The 14,041-nt window shown below is 73.4% G+C and carries 11 protein-coding genes; 2 read left to right on the plus strand and 9 right to left on the minus strand.

Going from position 1 to position 14,041, the window contains the following annotated elements; translation table 11 throughout:
• Window positions 1-264 precede the first annotated feature (264 nt).
• The 5 genes from IG54_RS0125000 to IG54_RS0125020 form a co-directional block, all read right to left on the minus strand.
• Window positions 265-1,257, minus strand: a complete 993-nt coding sequence (locus IG54_RS0125000; RefSeq protein WP_030788667.1) for a nucleoside triphosphate pyrophosphohydrolase — start codon at window positions 1,255-1,257, stop codon at window positions 265-267.
• Window positions 1,258-1,319: 62 nt separating this feature from the next.
• Window positions 1,320-1,988, minus strand: a complete 669-nt coding sequence (locus IG54_RS0125005; protein WP_030788670.1) for a SurA N-terminal domain-containing protein — start codon at window positions 1,986-1,988, stop codon at window positions 1,320-1,322.
• Window positions 1,989-2,150: 162 nt separating this feature from the next.
• Window positions 2,151-3,650 (minus strand): serine/threonine-protein kinase, encoded by a 1,500-nt coding sequence (locus tag IG54_RS0125010; protein WP_267883666.1) that lies wholly within the window; start codon window positions 3,648-3,650, stop codon window positions 2,151-2,153.
• Between the two features lie 53 nt (window positions 3,651-3,703).
• Entirely contained in the window at window positions 3,704-4,279 is a 576-nt protein-coding gene (locus tag IG54_RS0125015) for a hypothetical protein (protein ID WP_030788677.1), read from the minus strand.
• Between the two features lie 127 nt (window positions 4,280-4,406).
• Window positions 4,407-6,473 carry an N-6 DNA methylase gene (locus tag IG54_RS0125020; RefSeq protein ID WP_030788681.1) on the minus strand — a complete coding sequence of 689 codons (2,067 nt, stop codon included), beginning with the start codon at window positions 6,471-6,473 and terminating at the stop codon, window positions 4,407-4,409.
• A gap of 215 nt (window positions 6,474-6,688) precedes the next feature.
• Between IG54_RS0125020 and IG54_RS0125025 the strand changes: the two genes are divergently transcribed.
• Window positions 6,689-7,438, plus strand: a complete 750-nt coding sequence (locus tag IG54_RS0125025; RefSeq protein WP_030788684.1) for a hypothetical protein — start codon at window positions 6,689-6,691, stop codon at window positions 7,436-7,438.
• A gap of 13 nt (window positions 7,439-7,451) precedes the next feature.
• On the opposite strand, the gene IG54_RS0125030 is transcribed toward IG54_RS0125025, so the two are convergent.
• Genes IG54_RS0125030 through IG54_RS0125040 form a run of 3 tightly spaced genes read right to left on the minus strand, consistent with a single transcriptional unit; the run spans window position 7,452 to window position 9,691 of the window.
• Window positions 7,452-8,207: a GNAT family N-acetyltransferase gene (locus tag IG54_RS0125030; protein WP_030788687.1), complete on the minus strand. Its 756-nt coding sequence runs from the start codon at window positions 8,205-8,207 to the stop codon at window positions 7,452-7,454.
• 57 nt (window positions 8,208-8,264) lie between these two features.
• The gene (locus IG54_RS0125035; RefSeq protein WP_037897657.1) at window positions 8,265-8,990 is read right to left on the minus strand and encodes an HNH endonuclease family protein; all 726 of its coding nucleotides are present in this window, start codon (window positions 8,988-8,990) and stop codon (window positions 8,265-8,267) included.
• Window positions 8,987-9,691 carry an MOSC domain-containing protein gene (locus tag IG54_RS0125040; RefSeq protein ID WP_106977082.1) on the minus strand — a complete coding sequence of 235 codons (705 nt, stop codon included), beginning with the start codon at window positions 9,689-9,691 and terminating at the stop codon, window positions 8,987-8,989. Before IG54_RS0125040 ends, IG54_RS0125035 begins: the two co-directional genes overlap by 4 nt.
• A gap of 172 nt (window positions 9,692-9,863) precedes the next feature.
• On the opposite strand from IG54_RS0125040, the gene IG54_RS0125045 reads away from it, so the two are divergent.
• Window positions 9,864-10,313: a nuclear transport factor 2 family protein gene (locus IG54_RS0125045; RefSeq protein ID WP_030788693.1), complete on the plus strand. Its 450-nt coding sequence runs from the start codon at window positions 9,864-9,866 to the stop codon at window positions 10,311-10,313.
• 23 nt (window positions 10,314-10,336) lie between these two features.
• Here IG54_RS0125045 and mfd read toward each other — a convergent pair whose 3' ends face one another.
• Window positions 10,337-13,867 carry a transcription-repair coupling factor gene (gene mfd, locus IG54_RS0125050; protein ID WP_030788695.1) on the minus strand — a complete coding sequence of 1,177 codons (3,531 nt, stop codon included), beginning with the start codon at window positions 13,865-13,867 and terminating at the stop codon, window positions 10,337-10,339.
• Window positions 13,868-14,041 lie beyond the last annotated feature (174 nt).

Here is a 14,041-nt window from a genome sequence, read left to right on the forward strand (position 1 = left end):
GCTTTGGGGGGTGGCGGGTTCTCGCCGGGGGCGGTCCGAGCGGGCTTCGCTGCCTTCCCTCGCCGGGGGCGGGTGCGGGTCTGTTGTGGTTGCTCGCGCCGTTCCCCGCGCCCCTGCGGGGCGCTTCACCGGCCCCCCTCGCCAGGGGCGGGCCTCAGCCGGGCTTGCCGGACTCCCTCGCCGGGGGCGGGTGCCGGTCTGTTGGGGTTGCTCGCGCCGTTCCCCGCGCCCCTTGGGCGCGCTTCGCTGCCGCCCCCCGGGGGGTTAGGGAGTCGTGCCCTCCGCTGTGCGGACCGCCTCTCGGTAGGTTCGTGCCGCCGCTCTTAGGGCGGCTTCCGGGTCCGTGCCCTCGGATTCTGCCTTGAGTGCCAGTGCGAGGAGTTCGTAGCCCACGCCCTCGCCCTGCGGGATCTGGACGTCCAGGCCCGCCGTCCGGGCGCGGGAGGCGAGTTTCGCGGTGAGGGCCAGGGACGGCTGGGCCAGCGGGATGCCCTCCGTGAGTGAGGTGCGCCGTTTCTCCTCCGCCTTGGTCCGCAGCCAGTGCGCCTTCACTTCCTCGGGGGTGTCCGCCGCGTCGTCGCCGAACACGTGCGGGTGGCGGTGGATGAGCTTGTCCACGATGCCGGCCGCCACGTCGTCCACGGAGAAGGGCGCCTCGGGGTCCTCCTCGGCGATGCGGGCGTGGAAGACGACCTGGAGCAGTACGTCGCCGAGTTCCTCGCGCAGCTCCTCGCGGTCGCCGGTCTCGATCGCCTCGACCAGTTCGTACGCCTCCTCGATCCCGTACTTCGCCAGGCCCTTGTGCGTCTGCCGCGAGGACCAGGGGCACTCCTCGCGGATCCGGTCCATCACCTGGACGAGGTCCAGCAGGCGGGCGCCCGGCAGGTCGTAGGAGGCGGGGAGCAGTTCCAGGTCCGGCATCGCGACGCGTCCCGAGCCCGCGAGGCGGGCCAGGCCGTCGGTGAGGGGGCGGTCCCCCTCGGCACCGGCGACGACGAGGACCGTGCGCCCGCCCGCGCAGGCGTCCACCAGTTCCTCGGCGGTGGGCGACGCGTGCGTCACGGCCACCCCGGCCTCGCGCAGATACGGCAACTGCGGGTGCTCGGCGTCGGCGCACAGCACCTCGTCGGCGTCGCGCAGGGCCTGCCAGGCGGGCCAGGACAGGAGGCCGGGCGCGACGCGGTGGCTGGTGGTCAGCAGGATGACCCGGCCGACGGCCGCCGCGGCGGTGGCGGGGGTAGTGGTGGTGTCGTTCACCCGACGAACGTAACCCAGCCCGCCGAGGACCCGTCCGCGGCTCCCGCCCGGCGGCCCGCCCGCTATGCCTGGCGGTCCCCGGCGGCCGCCCCGGACTCCGTCACCTGGCGCACCCACGGCGTCTTCGCGTCCGCACGCTTGTTCTTGTCGACGTCCCAGGTGCCGTAGCGCGGGTTCAGGTCGATGTCGAGCTTCTTGGACGCGGCCGTCAGCGCCTTCCAGAAGAGCGCCTGGCCCTGCGGCGAGTTCATGTCCGCGTCCAGCTTCTTCGCGAGCTTCTGCGCCTCGACCTCCGTACGGAGGCTGTCATCGAGGCGGGCCGGGGCGACGCTGTACTGCTGGAGCCAGGCCTCCTCCAGTTCCTTCCTGCCGCCCGCCTGCTGTTCCAGGCCCGCCCGCATGGTCTGGACGTCGCGGCGCGTGACGCTCACCCCGGCGTCGGCGGCCGCGCGGTGCAGCACCTTGTCGAGGACCATCGTGTGCAGCGTGGCGCGGGTGAGGCCGCCGGACTTGGAGATCGCCTGCGCGTACTGGGCGTCGTCGGGGATGGCGGCCCGCTGCGCGTCGCGCACCTCGTTCACCCGGCCCTCCAGCTGCGCGACCGTGATGCGGTCGCCGCCGATGACGGCCGCGGCGCCGGGGTGCGCCTCGCTGCCGCAGGCGGTGAGGAGGGGGGCCGCGGCGAGCGCGGCGGTGGAGAGGATGAGCGCTGTGCGACGACGGCGGTGCAAGTGAGCCTCCCGAGGAGATTGTGCGGCGGTGCACAAAGTCTTGCGGTGATCGATGGTAGGCAGTGGCCGTCTTCTCGGCCAGCTATTCGACCAACGATTCGGCGGGAGTTGGGGCACCCCGGGTCACCCGGCCCGCCCAGGAGGCGCCGGTCGCTCCCGCTGTCACCGCACCTGCCCGAGCCACTGGAGGGTGCGCCGGATCTCCGCGGGGAAGGGGTGGCCGGGGCCGTGCACGAGGTCCGCGTCGTGCAGCAGCCGCGCGAGCGTGTCGTGGGCGGCGGCCCGGTCGCCGAGGGCGAGCAGCAGGTGGCCGATGCGGCGGCGGATCTCCAGGGACTGGCGGCGGTCGTCCGTCGCGTACTGGTTCTCGTAATAGGGGAGCAGCGCGCGGTACTCGGCGAGGGCCGCGGCCGGTTCGCCGAGCTGCTCCAGGCACTGCGCGGCCTCGTAGCGGAACTGGAGGGAGTGCGGGTCGGCGTGGCCCGACTCGGCGGCGCGCTCGTCGGCGAGGCGCCGCAGTTCGGGCAGGGCGCGGCGGTACTGGCCGTCGTCCATGAGCGTGGCCGCGTACTGCTTGCGGAGTGTGCGGACGACCGGTGAGTGGTCGCCGTGCTCGGCGGCGGCCGCGGGGAGGATCGCGCCGAGGATGTCCACGGCCTGGGTGATGCGGCCCTCGCCGAGGAGCCGCTTGACGTCCTCGACGGCCCGGACGACGTCCTGGCGCGGCGGCGGGCCCGGCGGCTGCGGCGGCAGGTCGGGGGCGGGCGCGGGCGTCGCGGCGCGGTCCGGCCAGGGCGCGTGCGGGCGCAGGAAGGGCCGGGTGGGGTCGAGCGGGCGGCCCGAGGGGACGCCGCGGGCGGGCAGCAGCGGCGCCAGTTCCTCGTAGACCTGCTGGGCGCTCCCCGGCCGGTGCTGGGGGTCCTTGGCGAGCAGGCGCAGGACCAGGGATTCCAGGGCCTCGGGCACCTCGGGGCGCAGGCGGCGGACCGGCAGCGGCGGCTCGTAGAGGTGGCGGTGCAGGACGCCGAGGGCGGTGGAGCCGGAGAACGGCACGTCGCCGCTGAGGAGTTCGTGCAGGAGCACGCCGAGCGCGTAGAGGTCGGTGTACGGGCCGACCGCGCCGCCCATCGCCTGCTCGGGCGCCATGTACGCGGGGCTGCCGATCGGTGAGCCGGTGTGGGTGAGGCGGGTGGTGTCGGTGTCCATCACGGAGGCGATGCCGAGGTCGAGGACGCTGATCGTGCCGTCCTGCTTGACCATCACGTTCCGCGGTTTGAGGTCGCGGTGGACGATCGGCACGGCGTGCACCGCGGAGAGCACGGCGCACAGCTGGGCGGCGACGGCGACGGCCCACGGCCAGGGGTAGGGGTCCTGCTCGGCCAGGTGGTCGCCGAGGTCGGCGCCGTCGACGTACTGCATGACGAGGAAGAGGGCCCCGTCCTCGGAGGGCTCGCTGCCCGCGTCGTGCACGGTGACCAGGCCCGGGTGGTCGACCTGCGCGGTGACGCGGCACTCGCGTACGAAGCGGCGGCGCAGCTCCTCGGCCTCGGCGCCCGCGACCCGGTCGGGACGGAGCAGTTTCACGGCGACGCGGCGGTCCAGTCGCTGGTCGTAGGCCGTCCAGACCTGGCCCATGCCGCCCTGGCCGATGAGCGTGGACAGTTCGTAGCGTCCGGCGACGATCCGGCCGCCGGTTCCGTTCCCCGGTACCACGCTCAGCCGCCGCCCTGCTGCTTGCGCAGGTAGTCGCTCAGCTCGTCGAGTTCGGCGCGGACCTGGTGGATGCGGGCGGGCGCGGGGGGCGCGGACGGGGGCGGGGTCTGGTGGACGGGGGCCTGCTGGACGGGCGGCTCCGGCGCGGTCGGCGGCTGCGGCTGCGGCTGCGGCTGCGGGTAGCCGTGCGCGGGCCGCGTCTGCTGCGTCGCGTACCCGTGGAAGAGCGGCTGCGGGAGGCGGCTGAAGTGGCGGATCTCCGCGAAGAGGTAGTAGGCGACGGCGGCCATCAGCGTGCAGAGCAGGACCACCATGCCCGCGTTGCCGGGGCCCTGGAACTCCTCCTCGCCGGGGTCGACGCCGATCAGTACGAGCCCGGTGATGTCGAGCGCCGTCACGACGCCGAGGACGATCCAGTCGTGCGCCTTGCGGGTCACGATCGCGAGCCGCAGGAGCGGCGCCCACGCGAGCAGGCCGCAAGTCAGGACGGCGAGCACTACGAACATCACGCGCAGCGTCACCTGGGTGCCCCCGGGCGGGGGCGGCGGTTGCGGCTGCGCGTAGCCGTGGCCGTGCATGGCTGCTCCTGGTACCTGAAGGACGAACGAATCCGGATCGAGCGTATAGGCCGACAACCGGAAGCGATCCCGGGTTGTACGGAACCGTTGCCGTACTGGTCACGCCGCCGCGGCGGGCCCGGTCGCGTCACCGCGGCGGAAGCGTGCCCTCCGTCAGTCCGTCGTGCATACCGCGCACCAATTGCTCGCCGAGCCTGCCCGCGAGACGCAGCGCGTCCTCGAAGGCGGCCAGTTCACGGAACCGCTCGCTGTAGCCGCGCTGCCCGGCCAGCGGCAGCCGGGGCAGCCGGAGGCGGCGGACGTCGAGCCGGGCGGAGGTGGAGGCGTAGCTGCTGGCCCTGCGGTGGCCCGCGGTGCCGCGCAGGAAGCCCGCGACGAACCACGGGTCGAGCGCGGCCGGGTCGGGGCGCAGCAGGGTCAGACCGCGGCCGAGCGCGGCGCCCGCGGTGGCCTCGTCGATCACGCGGGCGGCGGCGCCGCCGCCGAAGACGGGGACGACGACGTCGCCCGGTTCGGTACGTACGACGGTCTCGTCCGGGGCGCCCTCGTGGGGGCTTCCGGAGGGGGCGCCGCCGTTCAGGACGTCGTGGTCGGTGAGGACGGGCACGCCGGGGCCCCCGGCGCCGGTCCCGGTGTGCAGGGTGAGGGCGCCCGCCCTGGCCAGTTCGCCGACGGTGGTGGAGGGCTGGTGCGGGGTGTCCGCGGGCTCCGGGCAGGCCGTGAGGGGCGGGGTCAGGTCCGCGGCCCGGCGCAGCGCCTCGCCCAGGTCCTCGCGTACGGTCGTCAGCTCGGTGGCGCCGCCGCCCGGGGCCGGGGGCGGCAGCCTGCGGGCGGGGGCCAGGTCGACCTCGTCGTCGAGGAGTTCGAGGACCGGCACCGAGCGGGCGAGGCCGGGCCGCTCCTCGGCCGTGCCGTGCCGGTCGAAGGAGCGCCAGGCGTCGAGGACGGTGTCCTGGACGGCGGGCCACAGCTGCTTGTCGCGGCCGTCGGCGGCGAGGATGCCGGCCGCCTCCACGAGGAGCAGTTCGGGCGCGGGCGGTGTGGCCGGGCCCGGCCTGCGCAGCACCCAGACGTGCAGGGGCAGGTTGTAGGGGGGTGCGGCGCCGGCCGGCAGGGCGATCACCGCGCGCAGGGCGCCGCGGCGGAGCAGGTCGGCGCGGATGCGGCGGCCCGAGCGGCGGGAGGCGGCGGCGGGCGGCATCAGCAGGACGGCGGTGCCGCCGTCGACGAGGCGGGCCAACGCGTGCTGGACCCAGGCCAGTTCGGACTCGGCGCGGGCCGGGAAGCCGTACTCCCAGCGGGTGTCGTAGGCCAGTTCGTCGTGGCCCCAGTTGCGTTCGTTGAACGGCGGGTGGCAGAGCACGGCATCGGCCCTGCGGTGGGCGTAGGCGTCGGCGCGCAGGGTGTCGGCGGCCATGGTGCGCACGGTCGCGTCGGAGTGCAGGGCGAGGCGCAGCGCGGTGAGGGCGGCCAGTTCGGGCGCGCTGTCCTGGCCGTACAGGTGCCGACCGGGGCGCGGCGGCACGGCGCGCAGCAGGGCGCCGGTGCCGCAGGCGGGGTCGAGGACAGTGTGGGCGGGGGCGCCGCTCACGGCCAGTTCGGCCATGAGGGCGGCGGGGCCCGTCGGGGTGAGCGTGTACTGGCGGGGGTTGGCGTCGGTGTGCCGGCCGAGCAGGAACTCGTACGTCTGCTTGGCGCCCAGCTCGGCCGCCAGCTCCGCGACGCCGCGCAACAGCGGTACGGACGGCAGGAGTTCGGTGGCCCCGGGGATGTGGACGGCGCGCTCGCCCCGCGCCCCGAGGCGCGTCGCGACGACCTCGTCGAGCCGGTCCGGCAGGAGCTGGGCCATCCGCTCGTCCGAGACGGCGCTCACCGCGAGCCAGGCGGGCGGCCTGTCGCGGAGCAGGAGCAGGGCGCAGCCCGCGTGGAGGAGGGCGGTGACGGGCCCGGCGGGGTGTCCGGCGAGCTGCTGCCAGACGCGTTCGCGCAGGGGGACCTCGACGAGCTTGCCCTGGGCGCGCAGCCAGCGTTCGACGTCGGCGAGCGCGAAGGAGGGGCTGGTCTCGGTGCCGCCGACGGGCCTCGGGAAGTCCCCGTGCCTGCGGCGCCAGTTGCTGACGGCGGCCCGGCCCACCCCGGCCAGCCTGGCGATTCCGGCGGCGGTCACCTCGGTCGCGTCGTCCCGCGGCTTCATTGCAGCAGCTCCCCTCGTTGCGCGGGGTCAGTCGCGCGCGGTCGAGCATACCCAGAAGGATCTTCCGACGGGCAGCGCGGGCGGGTTCACGCCTGTTAACCACTGCTTCCCATCATCTCGTGTTGACTCGGTTCACAGAAACCTGCTGTGATGTTCCCGCCAAACGACTTCTCTGGGGGGTTCCCATGCGTCACCACCTGCGTCACCACCTGCGTCTGCGCCGCACCGCGATCGCGGCCGTCTGCCTCGCCACCGCCGCCACGGCGGGCCTCACGGCCTGCGGCAGCGAGGACGGCAAGTCCGGCTCGGCCAAGGAGGCCGCCAAGGGCCCCTTCGCCGGCCTGTCCGGCGGCGAGATCGCCGACAAGGCCGTCAAGGCGACCTCGGGCGCCGAGTCCCTGCGCATCAAGGGTGACGTCACGGACGGCGAGGCCGGGCTGATCTCGCTGAACATGGCCATGGACACCAAGGGCAAGTGCGCGGGCACCATGGGCATGAACAAGGAGGGCTCGATCGAGCTGATCGTCCCGGGCAAGACCGTCTACATGAAGTACGACGAGGAGTTCCTGCGCGCCCAGAGCAAGGGCGAGCCCAAGGCCGACGTACAGGCCGCGGTGGACATGCTCGCGGACCGCTGGGCGAAGACGAAGGCGACGAGCGCCGACGCGAAGGAGATCGCGGCGTTCTGCGACCTCGACATCGTGCTCGCCGACTTCAAGGACGTCAGCTCCGCGGCCCGCAGGGGCGGCACGACCAAGGTCGACGGCGTCCCCGCGATCAAGCTCATGGAGACCGACGGCAAGGACAAGTACACGCTCTACGTCGCCACCGAGGGCAAGCCGTACCTGCTCCGGGTCGACACCGCGAAGGGCGGGAAGGTGGAGACGCTGAAGTTCGGCGACTACGACAAGCCGGTGAAGACGACGCCGCCGACCGGCGACGTCCTCGACCTGGACAAGCTGTGACCCTGACGGTCCGTCACAGCGTGTGCCGCACCCACACGTTCGGTTCGACGTACACGCCGTAGCCGCGCTCCGGTTCGCAGTGCACCGGCACGAGCGCGCCCGGCACCTCGACCGGGCCCGCCTCGTCGAAGGGCAGCCCGGTCCACTCGCGCCACTGCGCGAGGGACCCGGACACCGTCATGGACGCGTGCGCGACCTTCTCGACGACCCCGCCCGCGCGGACGTGCACCCGCAGCCACGGGTCGTGCGGCAGTCCGTCCTCGCGCGTGCGGTGGGCGTACTCGTCGATCGGCGCGGCCGGTTCGAGGTGCTTGGCGCTCGGGCGTACGGGCGCGACGACCTCGGTGAAACCGAGGGCGCGGGCGTTCTCCCGCATCGCCGCGAGCATCCGCCCCGATATGCCCCTGCCCCGGGCGGCGGGGTCGACGGTGATCTCCACGGCGCTCACCGTGTCGGGGTCCTCGCCGTGCCGCAGGTCGGAGAAGGCCCACAGCATGACCTGGTCCCAGCCGCCGTCGGGCAGTGCGCCCCCGGTGCGGGCGCGCAGGGCGAGCGGCACACTGAACGCGCGCGCCACGACCTTGTTCTCCCCGGTGCCGCCCTCTTCCGTCGCGACCAGGACGTACTCGGGGAGGTCCGCGACGATCTGGCCGATCAGCAGCCAGCCGACGGGGTCGTGGGGGATGAACTCGGGCCAGTCCCCGGCCATGGTCCAGAGCGGTAGCTTCAGCTCGGGGCGCTGGGCCAGAGTGGTGATCTTCAGGTCCATCCGGCGCAGGGTACGCGTCCCGCAAGGTGGGCGGTACCGCCTTGTCCGCGGCCCGGGTCAGCGGGCGTGGAAGCGGGGCGGAGCCGCCGTCGGGGCCGGGCCCGTCGGGAGCCTCTCGTCGGGGCACTTGGCCAGGACCTTCTTCATCGCGTCCCGTTCCGCCGCCGTCACCCACACCCCGTACTTCTTCTTCACCCCGACCTGCCCGGCCACATACGCGCAGCGGTACGCCTTGTTCGGCGGCAGCCAGGTGGCCGTGTCGCCGTCGCCCTTGCTGCGGTTGGTGCCCGCGTCGACGGCGAGGAGGTTCAGGGGGTCGTTGGCGAAGGCGATGCGCTTGCCCGGCTCCCACCGGGCGGCGCCCTTCTGCCAGGCGTCCGAGAGCGCGACCAGGTGGTCGATGTCGACCTGGCTGCGACCGCGCCGGAACGTCACGTCCTTGCCGGAGTAGGGGTCGGGCGCCAGCCTGCCCGCGGCGACCTGGCAGTCCCCGCTCCGGTACGCGACGCCCTTCAGGTCCCGCTTGAGTATGTCGTCCCGGGTGGGGCAGCCGTTGGAGTCCGTGTCGGCCCAGGCGGTGCCGAACCGCGCCCGGTCGTAACCGGTCTTGGGCGCGCGGCCCTTGACGGTGAGCGTGTCGACGGCCGCCAGCGCGGACCCCGCCTTCGCGTCGGGCCCACCGGCGCCGCCCCCGCCCTCCGCGCCGCTGTCCAGCTCGCAGCCCGTGAGCAGCGCGGGCACGGCGACGAGCGCCAGCAGCGCGGACGTGGTGCGGCGGTTCACCGGGCCACCACCGTCGCGCCGAGGGCGAGCGGGGCGGGCGTGACGACTTCCGCGTAGATCCCGATGCACATGTCGCGGTCGGCGGTGAGGGTCTTCAGGACGCGGCTGTCGGCGGGCAGTTCGAGCTGCGCCTGGGTGGTCATCACACAGCGCTTGATGCGCTTGTCGACCCGCAGCCGCAGCGGATCCCCCGCGTCGGTGGCGCCGAAGGTGATCTCGCCGCCGACCCAGCTCTCCTCGATCCAGGGTTCGTCGGTCTCCACGACGATGTTCTTGCGCAGCCGCCGTACGTCCACGGGGTCGGCGTCGCCCAGCAGTTCGCCGAGCGCGCGGAGCGAGGCGGTGCCGACGAGGGAGACACCGGCGGCGTCCTGGTGACCGACCTCGCCCTCGCGCGCCAGCTCGGCGCCCTCGCCGAGGAGTTCGGGGATCCGGGGGTCGCCGGGGCGCAGGGTCGTGCCGTCCGGCGCGGTGACGACGGGGGTGCCGTCATCGTCGTACGCGGCGCGGTACTCCATGAGGCCCGGGACGCGGCGGAAGCGGCGGCTGTTCTTGCCGCTGCCGAGCCTGCCGTCCGCGTGCCGCACGGCCCACAGCCGGTCGCCGACGGCGCCGCGGGTGTCGAAGGCGAGGCGCTCGTGGTCCACGCCGAGCATCGACTTCACCGGATAACTGGTCAGACCGACGACCGTGAGCGGCACGGCGCTCCCCCTCCCCCGGGCGGAATCTCCCCCGGCCACCACCGTAACGGGCGGCCGGCCCGGACCGGCCGAGGGGCCCGGCCTCTTTACCCGCCGGGTAATCGACCGCCCCCCTCCTCCCCCGGCAGGATCGGGCACACCGCCTCAGCAGCCCACTTCCGAGGAGAACGCCATGTCCGCCACGCCCACCGCCGCCCACGGCCCCGCCGACCGGGCGGCCGCAACCCGCGCCACCGTCCAGGAGTTCCTCGCCGCCCGCATCGCCGGGGACACGGCGCGCATGACCGCCCTCTTCGCCGACGAGGTCGACTGGCTGCTCGCCGAGAACCCCGGCGTGCCGTGGATACGGCCGCGCTCCACGGCTGCCGAGTGCGCCGCCCAGTTCACGGAGTTGATGGCCCACACCGTGCCCGAGGACGCCCGCGCCAGCGTCGACACCTTCCTCGTGGACGGCGCCGACGCGGTCCTGATGGGCCACGTCTTCGGCACCGTACGCGCCACGGGCAAGTCCTTCGAGGGGCCCTTCGCGCTGCGGCTCACCGTGGAGGAGGGCCGGATCACCCGGCACCACCTCTACGAGAACAGCCTGTCGATCGCGCGGGCCTGCACCCCCGCGACCTGACGGCTACGACCCCGGGACCGACATTACGACCCGAGGATCGACGTGAGGAACTCCCCGGTCCAGCCCAGCAGTTCGCGCCCGACCAGCGGCTTGCCGCCCACCTTCGCGGTCTTGGGGCGCGGCACCAGGATCTGCTGGGCGTTCGCCTTGATGACCGTGCCGGGGTAGAGCCGCTTGAGCCGCAGCTCCTGCGACTCCCGCAGCTCCACCGGCGCGAAGCGGATGTTGGTGCCCTGGAGGACGATCTCCCCCACCTCGCACGCGCGGGCGAGCATCCGCAGGCCCGCCACCAGCAGGAGGTTCTCCACCGGCTCCGGAAGCTTGCCGTAGCGGTCGGTCAGTTCCTCGCGTACCGCCCTGATGTCCTCCTCCGTGTTGGCGGAGGCGATGGCGCGGTAGGCCTGGAGGCGCAGCCGCTCGCCGGGCGCGTACTCGTGCGGGACGTGCGCGTCCACCGGCAGCTCGATCTTGACCTCCAGGGGCGGCTCCTCCTCGACCCCGCCCTCCAGGGACGCGCGGTAGTCCGCCACGGCCTCGCCGACCATGCGTACGTACAGGTCGAAGCCGACGCCCGCGATGTGCCCGGACTGCTCGCCGCCGAGCAGGTTTCCGGCGCCTCGGATCTCCAGGTCCTTCATCGCCACGTACATGCCCGCGCCCATCTCCGTGTGCTGGGCGATGGTCGCGAGCCGCTCGTGGGCGGTCTCCGTGAGGGGCTTCTCCGGCGGGTAGAGGAAGTAGGCGTAGCCGCGGTCGCGGCCACGGCCGACGCGGCCGCGCAGCTGGTGCAGCTGGGAGAGGCCGAAGTTGTCGCCGCGCTCGACGATCAGGGTGTTGGCGTTGGAGATGTCGATGCCGGACTCGACGATCGTCGTCGAGACGAGCACGTCGAACTTCTTCTCCCAGAAGTCCACGACGACCTGTTCGAGGGCCTGCTCCGACATCTGGCCGTGGGCGGTCGCGATGCGGGCCTCGGGGACGATGTCCCGCAGCCTCGCCGCGGCGCGGTCGATGGACTCGACGCGGTTGTGGATGTAGAAGACCTGGCCCTCGCGCAGCAGTTCGCGGCGGATCGCGGCGCCGATCTGCTTCTCCTCGTACGGCCCGACGAAGGTCAGGACCGGGTGGCGCTCCTCGGGCGGGGTGGTGATCGTGGACATCTCGCGGATGCCGGTCACGGCCATCTCCAGCGTACGGGGGATGGGGGTGGCCGACATGGTCAGCACGTCCACGTTCGCGCGGAGCTTCTTCAGCTGCTCCTTGTGCTCGACGCCGAAGCGCTGCTCCTCGTCGACGATGACCAGACCGAGGTCCTTGAACTTGGTCTCGGCGGAGAACAGGCGGTGCGTGCCGATGACGATGTCGACCGAGCCGTCGCGCAGGCCTTCGAGCGTCGCCTTGGACTCCGTCTCCGTCTGGAAGCGGCTCAGCGCCCGTACGTTGACGGGGAACTGGGAGTAGCGCTCGGAGAACGTGCCGAAGTGCTGCTGGACCAGGAGGGTGGTGGGCACGAGGACGGCGACCTGCTTGCCGTCCTGCACCGCCTTGAAGGCCGCGCGGACCGCGATCTCCGTCTTGCCGTAGCCGACGTCGCCGCAGATCAGGCGGTCCATCGGGACCGTCTTCTCCATGTCCTCCTTGACCTCGGCGATCGTGGTGAGCTGGTCGGGCGTCTCCGCGTAGGGGAAGGCGTCCTCCAGCTCGCGCTGCCAGGGCGTGTCGGGGGCGAAGGCGTGGCCGGGCGCGGCCATGCGGGCGGAGTACAGCTTGATGAGGTCGGCGGCGATCTCCTTGACCGCCTTCTTCGCGCGCGCCTTGGTCTTCGTCCAGTCGGCGCCGCCGAGGCGGTGCAGCGTCGGGGCCTCGCCGCCGACGTACTTGGTGATCTGCTCCAGCTGGTCGGTGGGGATGTAGAGGCGGTCGCCGGGCTGACCGCGCTTGGCGGGCGCGTACTCCACGACCAGGTACTCGCGGGTGGCGCCCTGGACGGTGCGCTGCACCATCTCGATGTAGCGGCCGACGCCGTGCTGCTCGTGGACGATGTAGTCGCCGGCCTCCAGGGTCAGCGGGTCGATCGTCTTGCGGCGCCGCGCGGGCATCCGCTGGCCGTCCTTGCCGGCCGCCTTCTGACCGGACAGGTCGGTCTCGGTGAGCACGGCGAGCTTCAGCGCGGGGTCGACGAAGCCGTAGTCGATCGAGCCGCAGGAGACGTGCACCAGCGACGGCGTCAGCTCGGTGAGGTCGCCGTCCAGGCGGGCCGCGATGCCCTCGCCGCCGAGGACCTCGACGGTGCGGGCGGCGGGGCCGTGGCCCTCGGTGACGTAGACGGTGCGCCAGCCGTCGGCGAGCCAGCCCTTGGTGTCGGCCAGCGCCTTCGCGGTGTCGCCGCGGTAGGTCTCCGGGGCGTGCATGCCCAGCTTGAGGGTGTTCTCGTCCAGGCCCTCGTCGGCGGCGAAGGGGCTCACCGACCACCACATCATGCCGAGGTCGCGCGCGTGGTCCCGGACGTCCGCGATGCCCCACAGGGAGGCGGCGTCCACGTCGATCGGGGCCTCGCCGCCACCGGCCGTCGCCGCCCAGCTGGCCTGGAGGAACTCCTGCGAGGTCGCCACCAGGTCGGCCGCGCGCGTACGCACCCGCTCCGGATCGCAGACCACGGCCATGCTGTTCTTCGGCATGACGTCGAGCAGCAGCTCCATGTCGTCCACCAGGACCGGCGCGAGGGACTCCATGCCCTCGACGGCGATGCCCTCGGCGATCTTGTTGAGCAGCTCGCCCAGCTCCGGGTGCTGTTCGGCGAGGGCCGCGGCCCGCTCCCGTACCTCGTCGGTGAGCAGCAGCTCACGGCAGGGCGGCGCCCACAGGCCGTGCTCGGCGACTTCGAGGGACCGCTGGTCGGCGACCTTGAAGTAGCGGATCTCCTCGACGTCGTCGCCCCAGAACTCGACGCGCAGCGGGTGTTCCTCGGTCGGCGGGAACACATCGAGGATGCCGCCGCGGACGGCGAACTCGCCGCGCTTCTCGACCAGTTCCACCCGGGAGTACGCCGCTGCCGCCAGCGCCCGCACGATCTCGTTCAGGTCGGTGGTCTGACCGGAGCGCAGGGCCACGGGCTCCAGGTCGCCGAGGCCCTTGACCTGCGGCTGGAGCACCGAGCGGACCGGCGCGACGACGACGGAGACCGGGCCGGTCTCCGGGTCGTCCGGGCGGGGGTGCGCGAGACGCCGCAGGACGGCGAGGCGGCGGCCGACCGTGTCGGAGCGGGGCGAGAGGCGTTCGTGCGGCAGCGTCTCCCACGAGGGGTAGTCGACGACGCCGTCCGGCGGCAGGATCGTGCGCAGCGCCGCGGCCAGGTCCTCCGCCTCGCGGCCCGTGGCCGTCACGGCGAGGACGGGGCGGCCGGAGTCGCGGGCCAGGGCGGCGACGACGAAGGGGCGGGCCGCGGGCGGTCCGACCAGGTCGACGTGTGCGCGGTGGCCGTCGGTGGCGGTCTTGACCGCCTCGGCGAGTGCGGAGTCCTTGACGACAGCGTCGAGCAGACCGTGCAGGCTCATGGAAGGCTTTCTCTCGGGCCGGGGGGCCTCCAGCGTACGACTCCGGGTCGGCCCGTGCGGGTCCTCGGCTCGGGGCGCCTGGCGGGGGTGGGGGTTGTCTGACGCACAATGTTCCGACGGCGGGACTGGCGTCCTGCCGCGGGGCTCCGCCCCGGACCCCGCTCCTCAAACTCC

Origin of the sequence: Streptomyces sp. NRRL S-920 (assembly GCF_000717945.1) — a bacterium.
In the GTDB taxonomy this organism is placed as follows: Bacteria; Actinomycetota; Actinomycetes; order Streptomycetales; family Streptomycetaceae; genus Streptomyces; species Streptomyces alboniger.

Coding starts and splice junctions, on each gene's coding strand:
- IG54_RS0125015 (WP_030788677.1), bottom strand. CDS start 4,279: ATGCACGGCCACGGCTACGCGCAGCCGCAACCGCCGCCCCCGCCCGGG.
- IG54_RS0125020 (WP_030788681.1), bottom strand. CDS start 6,473: ATGAAGCCGCGGGACGACGCGACCGAGGTGACCGCCGCCGGAATCGCC.
- IG54_RS0125030 (WP_030788687.1), bottom strand. CDS start 8,207: ATGGACCTGAAGATCACCACTCTGGCCCAGCGCCCCGAGCTGAAGCTA.
- IG54_RS0125045 (WP_030788693.1), top strand. CDS start 9,864: ATGTCCGCCACGCCCACCGCCGCCCACGGCCCCGCCGACCGGGCGGCC.
- mfd (WP_030788695.1), bottom strand. CDS start 13,867: ATGAGCCTGCACGGTCTGCTCGACGCTGTCGTCAAGGACTCCGCACTC.